Raw genomic sequence first — 16,885 nt, forward strand, 5'->3', positions numbered from 1 at the left:
GACACGGCTCTCCCTCCAGGGCATGCCCAGGTCTCGCCAGACCTGTCGACCGTGGGGCAACTAACTGTCACCCAGGCTCCCGGTCTACCCTGTCACCCAGGTAGCCGGTCTGTACCGGGGCGTCTCGAAGGAGGTTCGGGGCGTCGATGTACGGGAAGGCGACGTCTCGAAGGAGCTCGGGGGCGTCGATGTAGAGGTCGGGGGCGTCGATGTACGGCGGGGGGGCGTCTCGAAGGAGGTTCGGGGCGTCGATGAACGGGGAAGGGAGAGCTCGCCCGAGCTACCGGTCAACGTCTGCTCGGTCAGCGGGCGGGGCGGAACTCCGTCACGGAGCTCAGGTTGTGCGATCTCCGACCACGCAGCAGAATGCCGTTGCACCAGACCAGCTGATTCGCTTTGTGCGCATCCACGGCCACTGCATAGTACGCTGGCGGCAGCTCTGCGTGGACGTTTCGAAGCGTCTCTTCCTCGGAGAGGAGGGCGAGCACGACTTCGCCTTGCATCGCTCCATTTTCGTAAGCGCCGTGCAGCGCCTCGACGCGACAGTAATGGCCCGCGGGCCTCTGCTGTTCCGGTCTCGGCCGGAGTTCCTGCCCGAGCTTGGCGACGAAGTCGAAGTGCCCGCGATGCAGGCGGATCGGACGCAAGTCGCCGAGATCCGTGGGGTGGCCATATCTCCACTCCCATTCGACCCCGATCGATAACGTCGCCCGCTCGTCCTCGGGCTGCATCTCGAGGAGACCTTCGCAGAGATTCGCGCTGAGTCCTCCGCGGGCCTCTTCGAGATGCCTTGGTGCAGCGTCGTCTTCCGCGGCAGAGGAGATGTACGCAACGGAGCGGATGAAGAGATCCGTCGCACGTCGCGAGAACGGCACTTCATCGGATGATCCTCGCGGCGCCTCCACGGCGTCGAGGGGACACGCCAGCACGAAAGTAAAGCTGCCGAACTCCGTCTGCCGCAATCGGCAACCCTTCACGAGCTGATCGGCCTCACGGCGTTCGAGCCTCGGATGAAACGGCTGCGGTTTGATGACGCTACAAGCCGCGGACAGGATCGAGCGCCGGATCCCGTTCAACATCCGGTTGGCTTCGTTGAACGAAAGGTCACCTCGAGATGCGTCGTATCCCGCCACGTTGAAGCGGATGACGTCGGATGGAGGGAAGAGCAGCGCGTTCAGAACGTGCGCCGGATCGCGTCGCTCCTTCTCGGCGAGGTGGACGATGGCCTCGGCGACGCGCTCTGCATAATCGTTGGCCCGAGGATTGTCGGGGATGAGGAGCTGGTCGAGGTCGTCCTGCGGTCGCTTGAGAACCACGAATTGACGAGGCACCACGCGCTCCTGCTCCCAGCCGTTCCTTCGCGCATACCGGAGGAGGTCCAGCTTGTCGACCCGCTCGACGAGCTCCTTGGATAGCTCATGGGGACGCATAGAGGATCCTTTCCTGTCGGGAGAAGCGACCCATCAACGCCCGAAGTGCATCGACGGAGAGGCAGTTCGACTTCGGAACATACACTGTCTGCGCGGTCGCGTTGGCGCTGGGCGGTGCGCCGTACAAGCTGACCCAGTAGGCGCACCGCTTGGTAATCAACGAATCCTCGGAATGAATCAGCCAGTCTGCCGCGTCCTCGGGCAAAAATAGGACGACCACGATGACAGGCGCCGCCGTCTCCGTCGAGCGTGCCTTGTCGTAGTGCCTCACGCTCATGGCGAACGAGTAGTGGTCCTTCTCGTCGACGGGTTCGCGGCTCGTCGATTTGAGCTGAACGTCCGCCGTGAAGTTCGTGTAGACGGAGTCGGGAAAGAAGCGCTCTTTTGCTCGCAGGACGGCATCGACCCCTGCGCCGTCGCTGTGGCGGCCGGTGACCTCGCACGCGAACCCGGCACGTGCCGCGATGGCGTGCAGGTACGCGTAGCTGAGCTCACTCTTGATGTTGTTGTCCGACAGTAACATGGGTCTCCACACCCAGAGGGCGCACCATGCCACAGGCCTGAAGTCGGTGGAAGAGGCAAGGCGCGGCGGCGTCAGGGCACGATCATCGCCGCCACCTGTATCGCATTCGCCACCCCGGGGGCACCTCGGCGCCGAGGACGGCGTCTGCGGTAGCTCGGTCGTCGTCGCTTCGCTCCAGGCGCCGTCCTTTCCTCGCACGAAATGGCTCCCCTCGTTCAGCACGCCTCCGCCGTCCACGAGCGTCGAGGGCCGGGAATGCGACGAAATTCTGCCCGGACCGGCTTTCCCTTGACATTCGAGGTGGGGGCGTCGATAGGGTGGCAGCATGCGCACCAGAACTTTTCTCCAGCATCTCCTCCCTGGTATTTTCCTATTGCCCCTCGTCTCCGCGCTCGGATGTAATGGCGCCGATGCCACGCCGAATCGCGCGAAATCGCTCGACCTCGGCGCGGCCGTCTCCGCGCTGACGGCGCCGCGCTGGGACAATGCCCCGGCGATGAACGTCTCGCGGAGCGGGCACACGGCGACGCGCCTGTCCGACGGCAAGGTCCTCGCGGCCGGCGGCGGGAATGCCTCCGCCGAGGTGTACGACCCCGCCACGAATACGTGGACGCTCGTCGCCCCGATGAGCACGGCGCACACGAACCACACGGCGACGCTCCTGCCCGATGGCAAGGTCCTCGTGGTCGGCGGAGGGACCGGCGCCGTCGAGGTGTACGACCCCGCCACGAATACGTGGACGGCCCGCGCGCCGCTGAACACGCCACGCTCGGCGCATACCGCGACGCTCTTGCCGGATGGGAAAATCTTCGTGGCCGCCGGCATCCAGGTGGACGACGCGGCGATCACCGGGTCCGAGCTCTACGATCCCGCCGCGAACACGTGGACCGACACGGCGTCGATGGTGAAGGCCCGCGGCTTCCATACCGCGACGCTCCTGGCGAACGGGAAGGTCCTCGTGGTGGCCGGCGCGGATGTCTTCGACGAGCCCATCAGCACCGCCGAGCTCTACGATCCCGCGACGAACACGTGGAGCTCGGCGGGCTCGATCCAGAACCGCGAAGGGCATACCGCGACGTTGCTCGGCAATGGCAAGGTGCTCGTCACCGGCGGCTACACCGATTACGGGGGCGAGGGGTTCACGTCCACGAACCGCAGCGCGACGCTCTACGATCCCGCGACCAATACCTGGACGAACACGGCGGGGATGCACGTCACCCATTACAAGCACACGGCCACGCCGCTCGCCGACGGGCGGGTGCTGGTCGCGGGTGGCGGCGCGGTCGTGGAGCTCTACGATCCGGCGACCGGGACATGGTCACTCGGCAAGTTCCTGAATGCGAACCGGAGCGGGCACAGGGCCACCGAGCTCGCGGACGGGCGGGTGCTCGTGACCGGCGGCGGGAGCACGAGCGTCGAATTGCTCACGCTCGAGGCCCAGGGCGACGCGTGTCTGTTCGCAGGCGAATGCGCGAGCGGCTTCTGCGTCGACGGCGTCTGCTGCAATGCGGCGTGTGACGCGGGCTCGTGTGACGCGTGCTCGGTGAGCGCGGGCGCGTTCGCGGACGGCACGTGTACCCCGATGAGCGGGGCCATTTGCGGGAGCGCGAACGGCTGCACGGCGAATGGGGTCTGCGAGGCGGGCGCGTGTGTCGGAGACGCACCGGTCGGCTGCCTATCCGCGTGGACGCAGACCGGGAACATGCCCGTCGCGCGGCTCGAAGGCGCGTGGGCCGAGCTCGCCGACGGCCGCGTGCTCGTGGCGGGCGGGCTCGATAACGACTGGAACGAGACGCTGTCGACGAACATCTACGATCCGGCGACGAACATGTGGAGCGAGGTCGCGCCGCTCTCCGTGGTCCGCCGCAAGGCCGCGGCGATCCGGGTCGCGACGGGTGAGATCCTCGTCGTGGGTGGGAATGCCCCGTCGTCGGCCGAGGCGTACGATCCGGCGACTGATACGTGGTCCCCGGCCGGCAGCATGGTCGCGCACCACGATACGGGCCTCGCGCTCGTGGGGCTGCCCGACGACAGGATCCTCGTCGCGGGCGGCGGGACGGCGGCGGCCGAGGTGTACGATCCGGCGACGAAGACGTGGATGGCGACGGGCTCGCTCGGTATGGCGCGCTCGGGGCATTCGGCGGTCGTCCTCTCGAGCGGCAAGGTGCTCGTGACGGGCGGCGCGGGCAACCCGACGACGGCGGAGCTCTACGACCCGGCCACGGGTATGTTCTCCCCGGCCGGGACGCTGACGTACGGGCACGCCGGGCACAAGGCGACGAGGTTGTTCGACGGCAGCGTGCTCGTGGTGAGCGGGGAGGGCGCGGATCGGTACGACCCGATCACGAACGGCTGGGCGCCGACGCAGGCCTTGTTGATGCCGCCCAGCGAATTCACGGCGACGCTGCTCGGAGATGGCCGGGTGCTCGTCGTGGGCGCGGCGAACATCCCGCACGGGCAGGTCTACGATCCGGCGACGAACGACTGGACGGTGACCGGCGCCCTGGACGTGCCGCGCCGCGATCACACGGCGGCGTTGCTCGGCAACGGATTGGTGCTCATCGCGGGCGGCAGGGAGGCGACCGGCGGCAACATGTGCGACATGAGGAGCGCCGCGGTGTACAACCCCGCGACGAATGGCTGGTCGATGGTGTCCTCCATGATCAGGACGCGCCGCGACCCGCACTCCGTGTTGCTCGAGGGCAATCGGGTCATGGTCTTCGGGGGGCTGATGGGAGGCTGCTCGTCCGGAGACGGCGACCCGCAGGCCCATGAAAGCGGGGAGATTTACGAGGGCGGCGTGACCCCGGATGGCAGCGGGGGCGCAGGCGGCGGCGGGGGAATGGGCGGCGGCGGCGGAATGGGCGGCGGCGGCGGCGGCGGCGGAATGGGCGGCAGCGGCGGCAGCGGCGGCAGCGGCGGCGGAATGGGCGGCAGCGGCGGCAGCGGCGGCGGCGGCGGAATGGGCGGCAGCGGCGGCAGCGGCGGCAGCGGCGGCGGAATGGGCGGCAGCGGCGGCAGCGGCGGCGGAATGGGCGGCAGCGGCGGCAGCGGCGGCAGCGGCGGAATGGCCGGCAGTGGTGGAATGGGCGGCGACGGTGGAATGGTCGCTGCCGGCGGAATGGGCGGGACGGGCGGCAGCGGCGGCGCCGGCGGCAGCGGCGGCGGCTCGGTGCCGGATGCCAGTTGCAGCGCAGCGGCTGGACCTGTCGAGGGCAGCGGACGCGGCCTCGTGGCCCTCGTGGCCCTGGGCGCGCTCTTCGCGCGTCGGCGGAAGCGTTAGGCCTCACCCACCCCAACCCTCCCTCTCCACACGGTGGAGAGGGAGGGAGTTTCCGACGGGTGAAGGTTATCGAATCGTCACCGCGAGCTTGTAATCGAACACCGCCACCGGGTTGCCCGGGTTGCGCGAGAACGGCGCGGCCTGCAGGAGCAGGTAATACTTCCCGCCCGTCAGGTTGCTCGCGAATGCGTGGGTCGGCGTCGCGCCGAGGCCGTCGATCACCGAGCAATACCCGCGGCCGCCGTCGTCGTCGCCGCCGAGCTCCACGCCCGCCGCGTCGAAGAACGTCAGGTAGCTGTCGATGGGGTCGGCCCCGGTCGCGCACGACTCCGCGGCCGAGCCCTCGATGATCTCGGCGCGCAGCGACTTGCCGTCCGGCACCGTCACCTCGAAATAATCGTAATCGTCGAAGGTCGGGTGCGAGGCCGAGACCACCGTGTCCCAGCCGCTCGCCATGTCGGCGTCGGCGAGCTGGTCGTTTGGCTCGGACTCCGGCCCGCCCTCCATGAGCACCTTCGCCCGGAGCATGTACCCGGCGATCGTCCCGTCGTTGTTCGTCTCCTCGACCGAGACGTAATACGTGCCCGCGGCGAGGTTCATCGTCAGCGCCGAGCAGGCGCCCTCGCCGCTCACGTTGTCCGTCTCGATCTGCGCGCCCGTCGCGTCGAGCAGGCGGAGCGTCGAGCTGAAGCCGCAGCCGATGCCCGTGTCGTTCAACGTCTCGAGCACGAGCACCTCGTCCGACGCGAGGTCGAGGCGGAAGACGTCGACGTCGCCGGCCGCAGGGATCACGCCCGTCACGAAGCTCGAGCCCGTGAGGATCACGGGGGCGACGTCGGCCTCGGCCGTCGTGCCGTTGGGCTCGATCTCGACCAGCGCCTCGAGCGCGCAGAGGTCGCTGCATCCATCGCCGGACATCGTGTTGCCGTCGTCGCAGGCCTCCATTTCGTCGACGTAACCGTCGCCGCAGACGGGGATACGATCACAGGTCGGCCCGCAGCTCGCGCCGCCGTCGCACTCCTCGCTGCCCTCGACGACGCCGTCGCCGCAGACGGCTTCGACGGCGAACTCGAGCAGGTAGCCGGGGATGACGGTGTCGTTCTCGAAGTCCTCGACCTTCACGAAGTACGTGCCCGGCGCGAGGTGCCGCGCGCCGTCCTGGGTCTTCCAGGAGATACGCGAGCAGATGTTGATGCCGCCGTCGTCCGCCGTCGCGAGCTCGGTCGCGCCGTCGGGGCCGTAGAGCGTGAGCACCGTGTCGAGCGGCATCGCGCAGGAGCCAGGGCCGTTCGCGTCGTAGGTCTCGAGGCGGATGTCCGACGTGGCGCTCAGCGTGAAGCTGTACCAGTCGAGGTCGCTGCCCGGATCGATCGCGCCGCTCGTGATCGCGTAGGGCGTGAAGGGCCCGTTCGCCGTGGCAGAGGTGTCGTTTGGCTCGACCTCCGGCGTCGACTCCTTCATGCAGGCGGCGTCGCAGCCGTCGCCGGGCATCGTGTTGCCGTCGTCGCAGGTCTCGGGCGCGTCGATCGTGCCGTCGCCACACACCGCGATGCGATCACACGTGGCCGAGCAGTTCGCGTCGCCGTCACACGCCTCGGCGCCCTCGACCTTGCCGTCGCCGCAACGCGCGGCGAGCGTGACCTGCAGGCGATAACCGGGGATCTCGTCGTTCCGCAGGAAGTCCTCGACCGAGACGTAATACGTGCCCGCCGGCAGGTGCGCCGCCGCGGCGTCGCCGGGCTTCGTCGCGTCGATCTTGCCGCAGGCGCCGAGGCCGCCGAGGTCACGCTCGAGCAACATCGTCGTGCCGTCGGTGCCGTAGAGGCGCAGGAGCGTGTCGACGCCGACGCACGAGCCGGGGCCGTTCACGTCGAAGGACTCGACCACGAGGTCACTCGTCTGGTCGAGCTGGATCGCGTAGAAGTCGACGTCCGCGGCCGGGCTGATCGCGCCCTGGTAAAGCGCGGGCGGGGCGAACGCGCCGGAGGCCTGCGCGGCCACGTCGTTCGGCTCCGTCTCCATGAGGATCGACGTCTCGCAGGTCGAGCTGCACGTGTCGCCGTCCATCGTGTTGCCGTCGTCGCAGGTCTCGGGCGCGTCGATGAAGCCGTCGCCGCAGACCGGGTCGCGATCACAGGTCGCCGAGCAGCCCGCGCCGCCGTCGCACTCCTCGGCGCCGCTCACGACGCCGTCGCCGCAGAGCGCGTCGTACGAGACGACGAGCGTGTAGGCGGGGATCGACTTGTCGTTGCCGCTCTCCTCGACCTTCACGTGATACGTGCCCGCCGGGAGGTGCCGCACCGCGGGGCTCGTCGCGGCGTCGAGGCGCGAGCACGCGTTCGTGCCGTCGTCCTCGTTCGAGGCGATGACCGTCGTGCCGTCGGCCGCGTAGAGCGTGACGAGGGTGTCGATGTTCAGGCAGGTCGTGGGGCCCTGCGCGTCGAAGGTCTCGACGTGCAGGTCGACCGTGGCGGGCACGGTGATCTCGTACCAGTCGGCGTCGCTGCCGGGGCTGATCGAGCCCGCGACGAGGACGGCCGGCGAGAAGGGGCCGTTCGCCGCGCCGGCGTCGTTGTTCGGCTCGGCCTCGGTGAACGCGTCGACGACACACGTCGCGCTGCAGCCGTCGAGGCTCTCGGTGTTGCCGTCGTCGCACGCCTCGGCGCCGGCCTGGATGCCGTCGCCGCAGGTCGTCGCGCAGGCGCTCGGCGCGCCGGTGCAGGTGTAGCCGAGCTCCGCGCCGCAGACGTCGCTGCAGCCGTCGCCCGCGGTGGTGTTCCCGTCGTCGCAGGTCTCCATGCCCGCGACGATGCCGTCGCCGCACGTGGTGGTGCAGGCGCTGGGCTCACCCGCGCACATGAAGCCGGCCTCTTCGGCGCACGAGGCGTCGCAGCCGTCGCCCGCGGCGGTGTTGCCGTCGTCGCAGGCCTCGGCGCCGCTGATCAGGCCGTCGCCGCACACGTCCATCGAGCCGCCCGCGCCGCCTGCGCCGCCTGCGCCGCCGATGCCGCCTGCGCCGCCTGCGCCGCCTGCGCCGCCGATGCCGCCTGCGCCGCCTGCGCCGCCTTGGCCGCCCGCGCCGCCTGCGCCGCCTTGGCCCCCCACGCCGCCTTGGCCACCTTGGCCCCCTTGGCCGCCCATGCCGCCGGTCCCGCCTCCGGCGCCGCCTTCTCCTTGCGGAATCTGGTCTCGATCGACCGCTGCGATCAGCTCGCAGCCCATGGATCCGAACGATCCCAGGCCGAGCACGAGCGCCACCCCAAAGTGCCGCGTTAGCCTCGTCATGCGCGATTCTTCGCTCCCACCGGTTCGCGATGTCTCGCCCGACGCCTGCGCCGAGGCGCATATCCCGAGAGCCTCGGCAAGCGAAGAGCCGAGCTACCTCAATGAAGGAACGAGCCGGCGTCAAGGGCTCCTGTGGGAACGAACCCCACGTCGCTCTCGCGTCGCCCTCCGACGCTGCCACGATGGGCACATCGTGTGCCGCATTTCGCCTCCGATGCCAGGGGGCACGCGCCTGCGCCGACAGAGGAGGTCACCACGAACGCGCGCATTTCGATACACTGTCCCGGGGGCACGTTTGTTGCTGCCGATCACACGCCCACTTCTTTCACGATCTGGAGATGACGATGATGAAGCTGCAAAAAAACACCCTGGTGTGGTGCTTTTTCCCCGCGGCGCTCGTGCTCGCCTCGGCGGGGTGCGGGAGCGACGGCGGTGGCCTCACCTGCGGACCCGGCACGAAGGCGCAAGGCGGCGCGTGCGTGCCGGCAGAGACCGATCCGGGCCTCACCTGCGGACCCGGCACGGAAGCAAAAGACGGCGTCTGCGTCTCGACCGCGCTCGAGCCCGGCCAATTCATGAGCCCGCTCGTGCAGCTCCAGAACCTGCACGAGGTCGGAAGCCACACGGACGAGGTCCGCATCCGCGAGGACGGCCTGCTGCTCAATTGCAGCTACACGTTCAACGTGATCGACGCGACCGACGCCGCGGACATGGACAAGCTCGCGGTCGGCCTCAAGCACACGATCCCCGGTGATTCGCGCCAGCCCGGCTGCAAGCACCTCGCCTGGGACGATCACCTCGTCTTCACCACGCACCTCGGCAACATCCGGAACCCCGCGTTCCTCAGCGGCTGGGACATCACCGATCCCGAGGCGCCCGTGCAGCTCCCCGTCCTGCAGGAGCCGGGCGTGAGCTACGAGGGCGTCGACGTCGCGAACCATCACATCTTCGTCGGCCTGCACGGGAGTGGCCTCGGGGTCTACAAATACGATGCCCAGGCCGGGTTTTCCCGCGTCGGCAGCCTGGGCGGGTTCACGAATGCGTGGGGCGTGGCCGCGCGCGGCAATCACGTCTTCGTCGGCGACGGCGTGGACGGCCTCGTGATCGTCGACGCGACGGACCCGACGAAGCCCGTCGAGCTCGGCCGCGTGCCCACGGGCGGACAGGCGAGGGGCGTGGTCGTGAATGGGAATCACGCGTATGTGGCGGCAGGATCCGCGGGCGTGGCCGTCGTCGATATCGCCGATCCCACGAAGCCGACGGTGGTCGGCCGGGCGGAGATGCCCGGGACCGCGCTGCGCGTGGCGTTCGCCGACAATCGCGTGTTCGTGGCCGCGTGGAACGACGTGCGGGTCTACGACGTCTCGAAGCCGGAGGCGCCCGCGTTCGTCGCGGCGGTGCGTATCCCGCGGCCGTTCGAATACGAGGACCCGAACCGCGAGCTGCCCACGATGCGTATCTTCGGCGTCGCCGCGCGGGAGCGGGACGTCTTCATCGGCACCTGGGAGAACCCGTATTCGTACCGCCTCGAGCCCGACCGCCTGGCCCCGAACCTCCGCCTCCCGGAGTCCGCGGCCCGCACCGATTTTGGTCCGGTCGCCGTGGGCGAGACGAAGACGCTGCCCGTCCCGGTCACGAACCAGGGCACGGCGCCGCTCACGGTCGTGGACACGTGGATCAGCGGCGCGCCGTTCACCGTCGAGCCGCGCCAGGCGCGTATCGAGCCCGGACAAACGGTGAACCTCACCGTGACGTACGCCGCGTCGAAGGCGGAGGAGGAGGTGGGGTATCTGCATATCGTCTCCGACGACCCGGCGGCCCCGGTGCGCAAGGTGTATCTCGTGGGCAACCCGCCCGGCGTGAGCGTGGGCTCGCCGCTGCCCGCGACGACGGGCGCCATGCTCGACGGCACGACGTGGACGTCGGAGCAATCGCAGGGCAAGGTGCTGCTCTTGACCTATTTCGGCACGTTCTGCCCCGTCTGCGCCAATCACCTGCCGGACGTGCAGGAGCGGTTCTACAACGCGTACAACGACAAGGGCCTCGACGTCGTCGCCCTCAACCCGAGGGAATCGACGGACCAGATCGGCCTCGTGCAGAACTACAGCGCGAACATCAAGGTCGACTTCCCGCTCGGGATCGAGGAGCCGGCGAGCACGTATGGCGGTATCGTGGCCAATTTCCCGGGGCCCAATCCGTTCCCGGTCGACGTGATCGTCGACAAGGCCGGCATCGTCCGATACGCGACACACGAATACGATCCGGACGCGATGACCGCGGTCATCGAGCAATTGCTGGCGGAGTGACCCGATGCGGAGGCACGGACTTTTTCTGTTCGCCACGATCGCCCTGCTCGCCGCCTGCGGCGGCGGCAACGGCGGAACGACGGGCGCGGGCGGCGGTGGCGCGGGCGCAGGCGGCGGCTCCGGGGGTGGTCCGAGCGGCCCCGCCGTGACCGGCGTGCTCGCGGACGAAATGGGCGTGCCTGTTTCCTATGCGAAGGTCGTGTGTTGCAGCATCAAGAACTGCTACACGAGCGACGCGGACGCGGAGGGGCGGTTCTTCTTCGGCATCGACGAGGAGCTGCCCGCCGATTACGTGGTGAAATCGTTCGAGGAGACGACGACGTCGCCGCGCCGCGCCGCGACGATGTTCCCCTTGCAGTTCGTCGATACGAGCGTCGTCGACCTGGGGGAGCTCTGCGCGCCGAGCTTGCCGGCGGGCGCCGTCCTCGGCCCGAAGAGCGACGATCCGCAGACGCTGGAGGTCGGCGACGGCCTCACGCTCACCGTGAACCGCGCCGATCTGGAGCCGCCGCTCGGCGGCTCCTTGTACGACGTCGCGGCCCGGAGAGTCTCGCCGCAGCACGTCCCCGCGCTGCCCGAGCTCGGCGCGGAGGAGGTCGTCGCGGTCTACGCGATGTATCCCTTCGCGACGACGAGCGCGTCGCCGATCGCCGTGTCGGCTCCCTCGGATCTCCCGGCCGGGACCGTGGTGTATTTTCGGAGCATCAGCGAATACAACGGCAAACTCTCGGCGCCGGCCCCCGGGGAGGCCGACGGCGCGCGCGTGACGACCGACCTCGGGGCGGGGCTCGACGAGCTGACCTGGATCGTCGTCTCGAAATGACCTCTCGTGCCGACGGGCGTCGCCCGCGTCACGAGAGGCCGGCGAGGAAGGAGAGCACCGCCGCGTTGAATGCCGCGGGGGCATCCATGTTCACGCAGTGATTCGCGTCTGCGATCACCACGTCGCCGCGGCATAGAGGCTCGCGTCGGGCCCACGGGGGCCCTTGCCTGGCGATCGATCCGGCGCGGCTCTTGGCCCCGCGCACGAGCACGAAGGGCTTCGGGATACGGTAGTCGGGCTCGTCGCGCATGCAGCCGAGGGCCGCCAGCATCACGTCGCGCATCTCGAGCTTTTCGAGGCGCCGCATCGCCTCCCGGCAGTAGACACGTACGCTCTCCACGGACGTGATCGACTGCGCGCTGTGGCGGATCAGCGCTTCGAGTGGATAGAGCTGGAGCATCGCGGGCGTGATCGCCACGCCGAAGCGCTCCAGGAGGGTGAGCTCTGCGGTGTTGCACGCGCAATCCACGAGCACGAGCGCGCGCACGCGGCCCGGGTGCCTGCGGACGAGCTCCTGCGAGAGGTTGCCGCCCATGCTTTGCCCGACGAAGATCGCCGGAGGCGCGGAGATCGCGTCGAGGAGCGCCACCATGTCGTCGATCGCCGTCTCGACCGTGAAGCGTGTCCCCATCGGCCGCGAGAGCCCGTGCCCGCGCACGTCCCAGAGGAGCACGCGGTGGTGCTCGGCGAGCGCCGCGACGTTGTCGCGCCACATCCCATGATCGAGCCCCGCGCCGTGGGTGAGCACGAGGAGCGGACGGTCGGCGTCGCCGACGAGCCAAAAATGCAGCGGACAACCTTTTCGCTCGAGGACGCGCGCTTCGGCGTCCGGGAATGCCTTCATGTGTGTGGATTCCATCTCGAAATGACCCCCTAGCGCCGGCAGGGAATCTCCAGCGTGAACGTGACCCCCTCGCCGGGGCGATTGTCGACGCGCACGCGCCCTCCGTGCGCGTCGGCCACGCTCTTCACGATCGAGAGCCCGAGCCCCGTGCCGTCGCGATCCGCGTCGGTCGTGAAGAATCGATCGAAGATGCGGGGCAAGATGGCCGGCGGGACGCCGGGGCCACGATCCATGACGGAGATGCGGACCACGGGTCCGGGCGGCCCTCCCTCGACGCGGAGACGCACGGGCTCTGCCGGCGGCGAGAATCGCACGGCGTTGTCGAGCAGGTTGCCGATCGCGGTCTCCACGTCCAGGGGGCGGCAGACGATCTCCCTCGCTTTCGCCGCGTATTCGACGATCACCGGCTGATCCGGCCCCGAGGCGCGATCCTTCGCGGCCTGGACGAGCGCCTCGAGATCACAGACGCGCATCGGCTCGGCCGAGGCCTCGATGCGCGAGAGCTGGAGGAGGCGCGAGACCAGACGATCGAGCCGCTCCACGTCGAGCTCGATGTTGCGCAAGAACCGCGCGCGCGCCTCGGGATCGTCGCTCGCGCCTTCGCCGAGCAGCTCCGCCGCGCCGCGGATCGAGGTGAGCGGCGACTTGAACTCGTGCGCCACGTCCGCCGCGAACTCGGAGATGTACCGCATGCGCGCGTCGAGCCGCTCTTTCATCGCCGCGAACGACTCGCCGAGCTCGCGGATCTCGCCGCCCCCGCCGATCGGCACGACGACGTCGCGCTCGCCCGCCGCGATACGCTTGGCCGCGCGCGAGAGCCTGCCGAGGGGCCGCGAGATGCTCCACGCGAGCACGAGCGTCACGAGGCCCGTGCCGAGCAGCGCGACGAGGAGCACGCGCCCGAGGCCCGCGCGGATGCGGTAGAGCTCGAACAGGACGGGCTGCGTCGATCGCGCCACGTACACCACGCCCGTCACCACGCCGCTCGCGCGGATCGGATCCGCGAGGAAGAGGATCACGCCCGGGTCGCGGTCGCGCACGCGCGTGCGTGTCGCCTTCTTGCCCGCGAGCGCCGAGCGCACCTCGAAGCGCTGCGCGAGCTCGGGCCACCTCTCGCCGGGACCGGCGCGCATGTCGAGCACCTGCCGCACGTCCCGCGAGCGCGGCAGCATCGAGGGCGGCGGCGGCTCCGGCCCCTCGGGCGGGCCCTCCGCGTGAGAGTCGGCCACCACCTCGCCGGCCTGGTCCACGATCCGGATCCGCGTCCGCGTCCGCTGCGCCGCCGTCGCCAGGATCTTCTCGTGGGAAGGATCCCCGAGCGCGCGGCCCGCGCGGAGGTCCTGCTCGACGAACGATCGCACGAGCGTCGCCTGGTTCGACATGTCGCGCTCGAGCGCGTCGAGCAGCTCCCGCTCGTGGATCCGCGCGAACTCGAGCCCGATCGCCGGTACGAAGAGCGCGAGCAGGTTCACCACGAGCAGCCGCACGCGGATGCGGCCGAGCAGGACGACGAGCCTACGCACCGGCGACCTTGTAACCGACGCCGTGCACCGTCGTGATCGGATCCTCGCCGCCCGCAGCCCGGAACTTCGCGCGGATCCTGCGGACGTGTGTGTCGATCGTGCGCTCGGTGATGAGGTTGTCGTAGCGGTAGGCGCGCGTCATGAGCTGGCTGCGCGAGAGGACGATCCCCGGACGCTCGAGCAGCGCGCCGAGCAAGCCGAGCTCCGTCGCCGTGAGCGCCACCGGCGCGCCGTCGAGCCGCGCCTCGTGCCGCTCCACGTCGACCTCGATCCGGCCGTGCGCGAGGATTTTCCGTGACAGCTCGCCCGGCGCTTCGAGCCTGCGAAACAGGGCTTTGACGCGCGCCACGAGCTCGCGCACCGAGAAGGGCTTCGTCAGGTAGTCGTCGCCGCCGAGGTCGAGGCCGAGCACGCGATCGATCTCGTCGCTGCGCGCGGACAGGAAGAGGATCGGCACGCGGCTCTCGGCGCGGATGTGGCGGCACGCGGAGAGGCCGTCGACCTCGGGCAACATCACGTCGAGGATCACGAGGTCGATGCCGCCCTTCGCCACGGCCTCGATCGCCTCGCGGCCGTCCGTGACCGCAGAGACCTCGTAGCCCTCTTTGCGCAGCGCGTACTGCAGGACCTCTCGGATACGCGCCTCGTCGTCGACGACCAGGATGTGTTTGCTCACGTCTCGATCGGCTCCTCGGCGCGGAGGCTCTCTTCGGCTTCGAGGGCGGCGCCGAGGCCCTCGACCCGCGCCTGCACCTCGGAGACGATACCACCGATGTCCGCCGCGGAGGATCCGCTGAAGCGCGCCACCGTCACCTGCGTGCGCAGCGCCTCCGCGAGCGCGCAGAGCTCCTCCAGGGCGCGCGCGTCCCGGTCGCGGAGCGAAGACAGGCGGCGGACGTTGTCGAGATCGAGCCGCGCCGTCGCGAGCGCGCGGCCCGATCCCGAGGCGCGCTCGACCTCGCGCACGCGCGCCTCGGCCCGCGCGAGGTCGAAGGCCTCCTTGCGCAGCAGCGCCTCGAGTTCGGCGTGACGCGCGACGCGCCGCTCGACCTCCGCCTCGATCCGCGCCGCGGCCTCCGCCGGCAGCACGCTCGCGAGGGGCGTGCCCCGCGAAGCTTCGACCGCCTCCGCGAGCGCCGCCTTCACCCGGGCGAGCGCGCCGCCCGCCGCGCCCTTCGGCACGTCCGCCGCGCGCTTCGCCGTCAGCGCGATCGGCGCCCAGAGCGGCCAGAGCGGCACGGCCAGCGCCGCCGACACCGCCGCGCGTGAGCCTCCCGCGGGCGACGATCGGTAGATCGCCACGGCGCAGCAGATCCCGGCGACGAGATAGAGCACCGAGAGATCCCGCAGGCTCATTGCCCGCCCTCCTCCACGAAGTCTTCCTCGACCTCGCGCGACCGCATCCGTTTGTCGTCAAACGAGTCGATCTCCCGGCGCTCGTCGATCTGATACGGCCTGTCGCTGTAGATCGCCGCCGACGTCAGGCTCGTCAGCACGGCCTCGGTGAAGCTGCCCTCGCGATCCCGCAGGAAGGGCACGTCCGGCGTGCGCGGCCGGACCAGGTACGGCCGGAGGATCCACGCGGTTTGTCCGCCGACCGCGAAGAAGACGCCGATGAACGCGAGCGCCGTGGTGAGCCGCCCCTTCCCCTCGCCGAGGCCACGCACGAGGAGCGAGAGCGCGGCGAACCCGGCCACGCCGTACGCACCCGACGCGACGAGCGCCGCCGTGTGGTAGCCCATCCCGAGGTCGAGCATCAGCCAGAGCGCGGGCGCGAACGCGAGCAAGACGAGCGACGACCGGCCCGCTGACGCGAGCGCGAGCGCCACGATCGATCGCATCGGCCAGGGCCTGCCGAGCACCGCGGCGAGCGCGTGGAACGCCGGCGCCGAGAGCGCGAGCGTCGCGAGCACGGCGAGCGGCACCTTCACCGCGCCGTAGAGGATCTGCGCGCCGCCGCGGAAGCTGCCGAGCACGCCGCCGAACGCGGCCGCGCCGAGCGCGATCGAGGCGAGCGAGGTCGAGGCGATGGCGCGAACGTCCGGGTGATCGTCGCGGCAAGCGCGGGCGATCTCCCCCGGCGCGCGCAGCAAGCGGGCGAGGACGAGGGCGCTCACAGGTCACCTCCGAAGATCGGCAGCGTGCTCCACCAGACCCGCGCCGACAGCGCGATCGCGAAGACCGCGAAGCCCGTGAGCGCAAATCCGCTCATCGTCCGCACGCCCGAAGAGGCGCGCCCGAGCGGCGTACCCAGGGCGCCGAGGAACGCGCGTAGCCCGAAGATCCCCGCGAGGATCAGGCCGAGACCCGCCATGACCCCCGCGCCGACGTGCGAGCTCGACGTCGTCACGAAGAGCGCCATCGCCGGCGCGAGGCCGCCGAGCACGAGGCCCGTCGTCGCCGCCCCGCGCGCCGCTGCCTTCACCGCGGCCGGCGGATCGACCGGCGCGTCGAAGAGCGTGAGCACGATGAAGAGCGCGGGCACGCCGAGCCCTGCGACCGCGAGCGGCGCGAGCGGCACCGCGGCGGCGTGCTTCAAGATCGAAAGCCCGCCGGCCCGCGTGCCGATCGAGAGCCCATAAAGCGCCGAGAGCGCGAGCCCGGCGGCGAACCTCTGCGCGTCGTCGCGCAGCGTGGCGCCGTCCTGCCTGCCTTCGAGCAGCGTCCGCGCGAAGGACGGCGCGCCCTCGTCCGCGGGTTTGTCTTGGGCGATCTCGCTTGTTTCGGGCGGGTTCGTGGGCGCGTCTGCTCGGGGCTCGGGCGGGGCGTCGCCCGTGAGGGCATCGACGTACGAGGCGTGGGCTTGCATGAATTCCTCCGGTGTGGCGGCCACGGGCCGCGCCAGACCTCCTTTTCGTATCCTCCCGG

General features: G+C 70.1%; 12 protein-coding genes. 3 read left to right on the forward strand and 9 right to left on the reverse strand.

Translation table 11 applies throughout. The features are described from left to right. Positions 1-302: 302 nt before the first annotated feature. Positions 303-1,331, reverse strand: coding sequence for a hypothetical protein (locus tag GF068_RS41950; protein WP_153825196.1), 1,029 nt, complete (start codon positions 1,329-1,331; stop codon positions 303-305). An 85-nt stretch (positions 1,332-1,416) separates the two neighbouring features. Beyond that, complete coding sequence (locus tag GF068_RS43990) at positions 1,417-1,953, reverse strand: DUF4365 domain-containing protein (protein WP_170320009.1); 537 nt, start codon at positions 1,951-1,953, stop codon at positions 1,417-1,419. Between the two features lie 325 nt (positions 1,954-2,278). Here GF068_RS43990 and GF068_RS41960 point away from each other — a divergent pair, with 325 nt between their 5' ends. Next, positions 2,279-5,236 carry a Kelch repeat-containing protein gene (locus GF068_RS41960; protein ID WP_153825198.1) on the forward strand — a complete coding sequence of 986 codons (2,958 nt, stop codon included), beginning with the start codon at positions 2,279-2,281 and terminating at the stop codon, positions 5,234-5,236. Between the two features lie 66 nt (positions 5,237-5,302). On the opposite strand, the gene GF068_RS45980 is transcribed toward GF068_RS41960, so the two are convergent. Continuing rightward, complete coding sequence (locus tag GF068_RS45980) at positions 5,303-8,521, reverse strand: DVUA0089 family protein (protein WP_240808214.1); 3,219 nt, start codon at positions 8,519-8,521, stop codon at positions 5,303-5,305. A gap of 344 nt (positions 8,522-8,865) precedes the next feature. Between GF068_RS45980 and GF068_RS41985 the strand changes: the two genes are divergently transcribed. Both GF068_RS41985 and GF068_RS41990 read left to right on the forward strand, forming a co-directional pair. After that, a complete protein-coding gene (locus GF068_RS41985; RefSeq protein ID WP_153825199.1) occupies positions 8,866-10,827 on the forward strand; it encodes a choice-of-anchor D domain-containing protein in 1,962 nt (653 codons plus the stop codon). Between the two features lie 4 nt (positions 10,828-10,831). After that, complete coding sequence (locus GF068_RS41990) at positions 10,832-11,650, forward strand: hypothetical protein (RefSeq protein WP_153825200.1); 819 nt, start codon at positions 10,832-10,834, stop codon at positions 11,648-11,650. 28 nt (positions 11,651-11,678) lie between these two features. Here the strand turns inward: GF068_RS41990 and GF068_RS41995 are convergent, their stop codons facing one another. The 6 genes from GF068_RS41995 to GF068_RS42020 are packed head-to-tail and all read right to left on the reverse strand — an operon-like array spanning position 11,679 to position 16,826. Continuing rightward, positions 11,679-12,509: an alpha/beta fold hydrolase gene (locus GF068_RS41995; RefSeq protein ID WP_153825201.1), complete on the reverse strand. Its 831-nt coding sequence runs from the start codon at positions 12,507-12,509 to the stop codon at positions 11,679-11,681. Positions 12,510-12,523: 14 nt separating this feature from the next. After that, positions 12,524-14,017, reverse strand: a complete 1,494-nt coding sequence (locus tag GF068_RS42000) for an ATP-binding protein (protein WP_338046787.1) — start codon at positions 14,015-14,017, stop codon at positions 12,524-12,526. After that, positions 14,010-14,693, reverse strand: coding sequence for a response regulator transcription factor (locus GF068_RS42005; RefSeq protein ID WP_338046788.1), 684 nt, complete (start codon positions 14,691-14,693; stop codon positions 14,010-14,012). Before GF068_RS42005 ends, GF068_RS42000 begins: the two co-directional genes overlap by 8 nt. Next, positions 14,690-15,373, reverse strand: a complete 684-nt coding sequence (locus GF068_RS42010; RefSeq protein WP_153825202.1) for a hypothetical protein — start codon at positions 15,371-15,373, stop codon at positions 14,690-14,692. The genes GF068_RS42005 and GF068_RS42010 overlap by 4 nt, the downstream gene beginning before the upstream one ends. After that, positions 15,370-16,134 (reverse strand): hypothetical protein, encoded by a 765-nt coding sequence (locus tag GF068_RS42015; RefSeq protein WP_153825203.1) that lies wholly within the window; start codon positions 16,132-16,134, stop codon positions 15,370-15,372. The genes GF068_RS42010 and GF068_RS42015 overlap by 4 nt, the downstream gene beginning before the upstream one ends. After that, positions 16,131-16,826: a hypothetical protein gene (locus GF068_RS42020; protein ID WP_153825204.1), complete on the reverse strand. Its 696-nt coding sequence runs from the start codon at positions 16,824-16,826 to the stop codon at positions 16,131-16,133. The genes GF068_RS42015 and GF068_RS42020 overlap by 4 nt, the downstream gene beginning before the upstream one ends. Between the last annotated feature and the right edge of the window lie 59 nt (positions 16,827-16,885).

The organism is Polyangium spumosum (assembly GCF_009649845.1).
Classification (GTDB): Bacteria; Myxococcota_A; Polyangia; order Polyangiales; family Polyangiaceae; genus Polyangium; species Polyangium spumosum.

Coding starts and splice junctions, on each gene's coding strand:
- GF068_RS43990 (WP_170320009.1), bottom strand. CDS start 1,953: ATGTTACTGTCGGACAACAACATCAAGAGTGAGCTCAGCTACGCGTAC.
- GF068_RS41960 (WP_153825198.1), top strand. CDS start 2,279: ATGCGCACCAGAACTTTTCTCCAGCATCTCCTCCCTGGTATTTTCCTA.
- GF068_RS45980 (WP_240808214.1), bottom strand. CDS start 8,521: ATGACGAGGCTAACGCGGCACTTTGGGGTGGCGCTCGTGCTCGGCCTG.
- GF068_RS41985 (WP_153825199.1), top strand. CDS start 8,866: ATGATGAAGCTGCAAAAAAACACCCTGGTGTGGTGCTTTTTCCCCGCG.
- GF068_RS41990 (WP_153825200.1), top strand. CDS start 10,832: ATGCGGAGGCACGGACTTTTTCTGTTCGCCACGATCGCCCTGCTCGCC.
- GF068_RS41995 (WP_153825201.1), bottom strand. CDS start 12,509: ATGGAATCCACACACATGAAGGCATTCCCGGACGCCGAAGCGCGCGTC.
- GF068_RS42010 (WP_153825202.1), bottom strand. CDS start 15,373: ATGAGCCTGCGGGATCTCTCGGTGCTCTATCTCGTCGCCGGGATCTGC.
- GF068_RS42020 (WP_153825204.1), bottom strand. CDS start 16,826: ATGCAAGCCCACGCCTCGTACGTCGATGCCCTCACGGGCGACGCCCCG.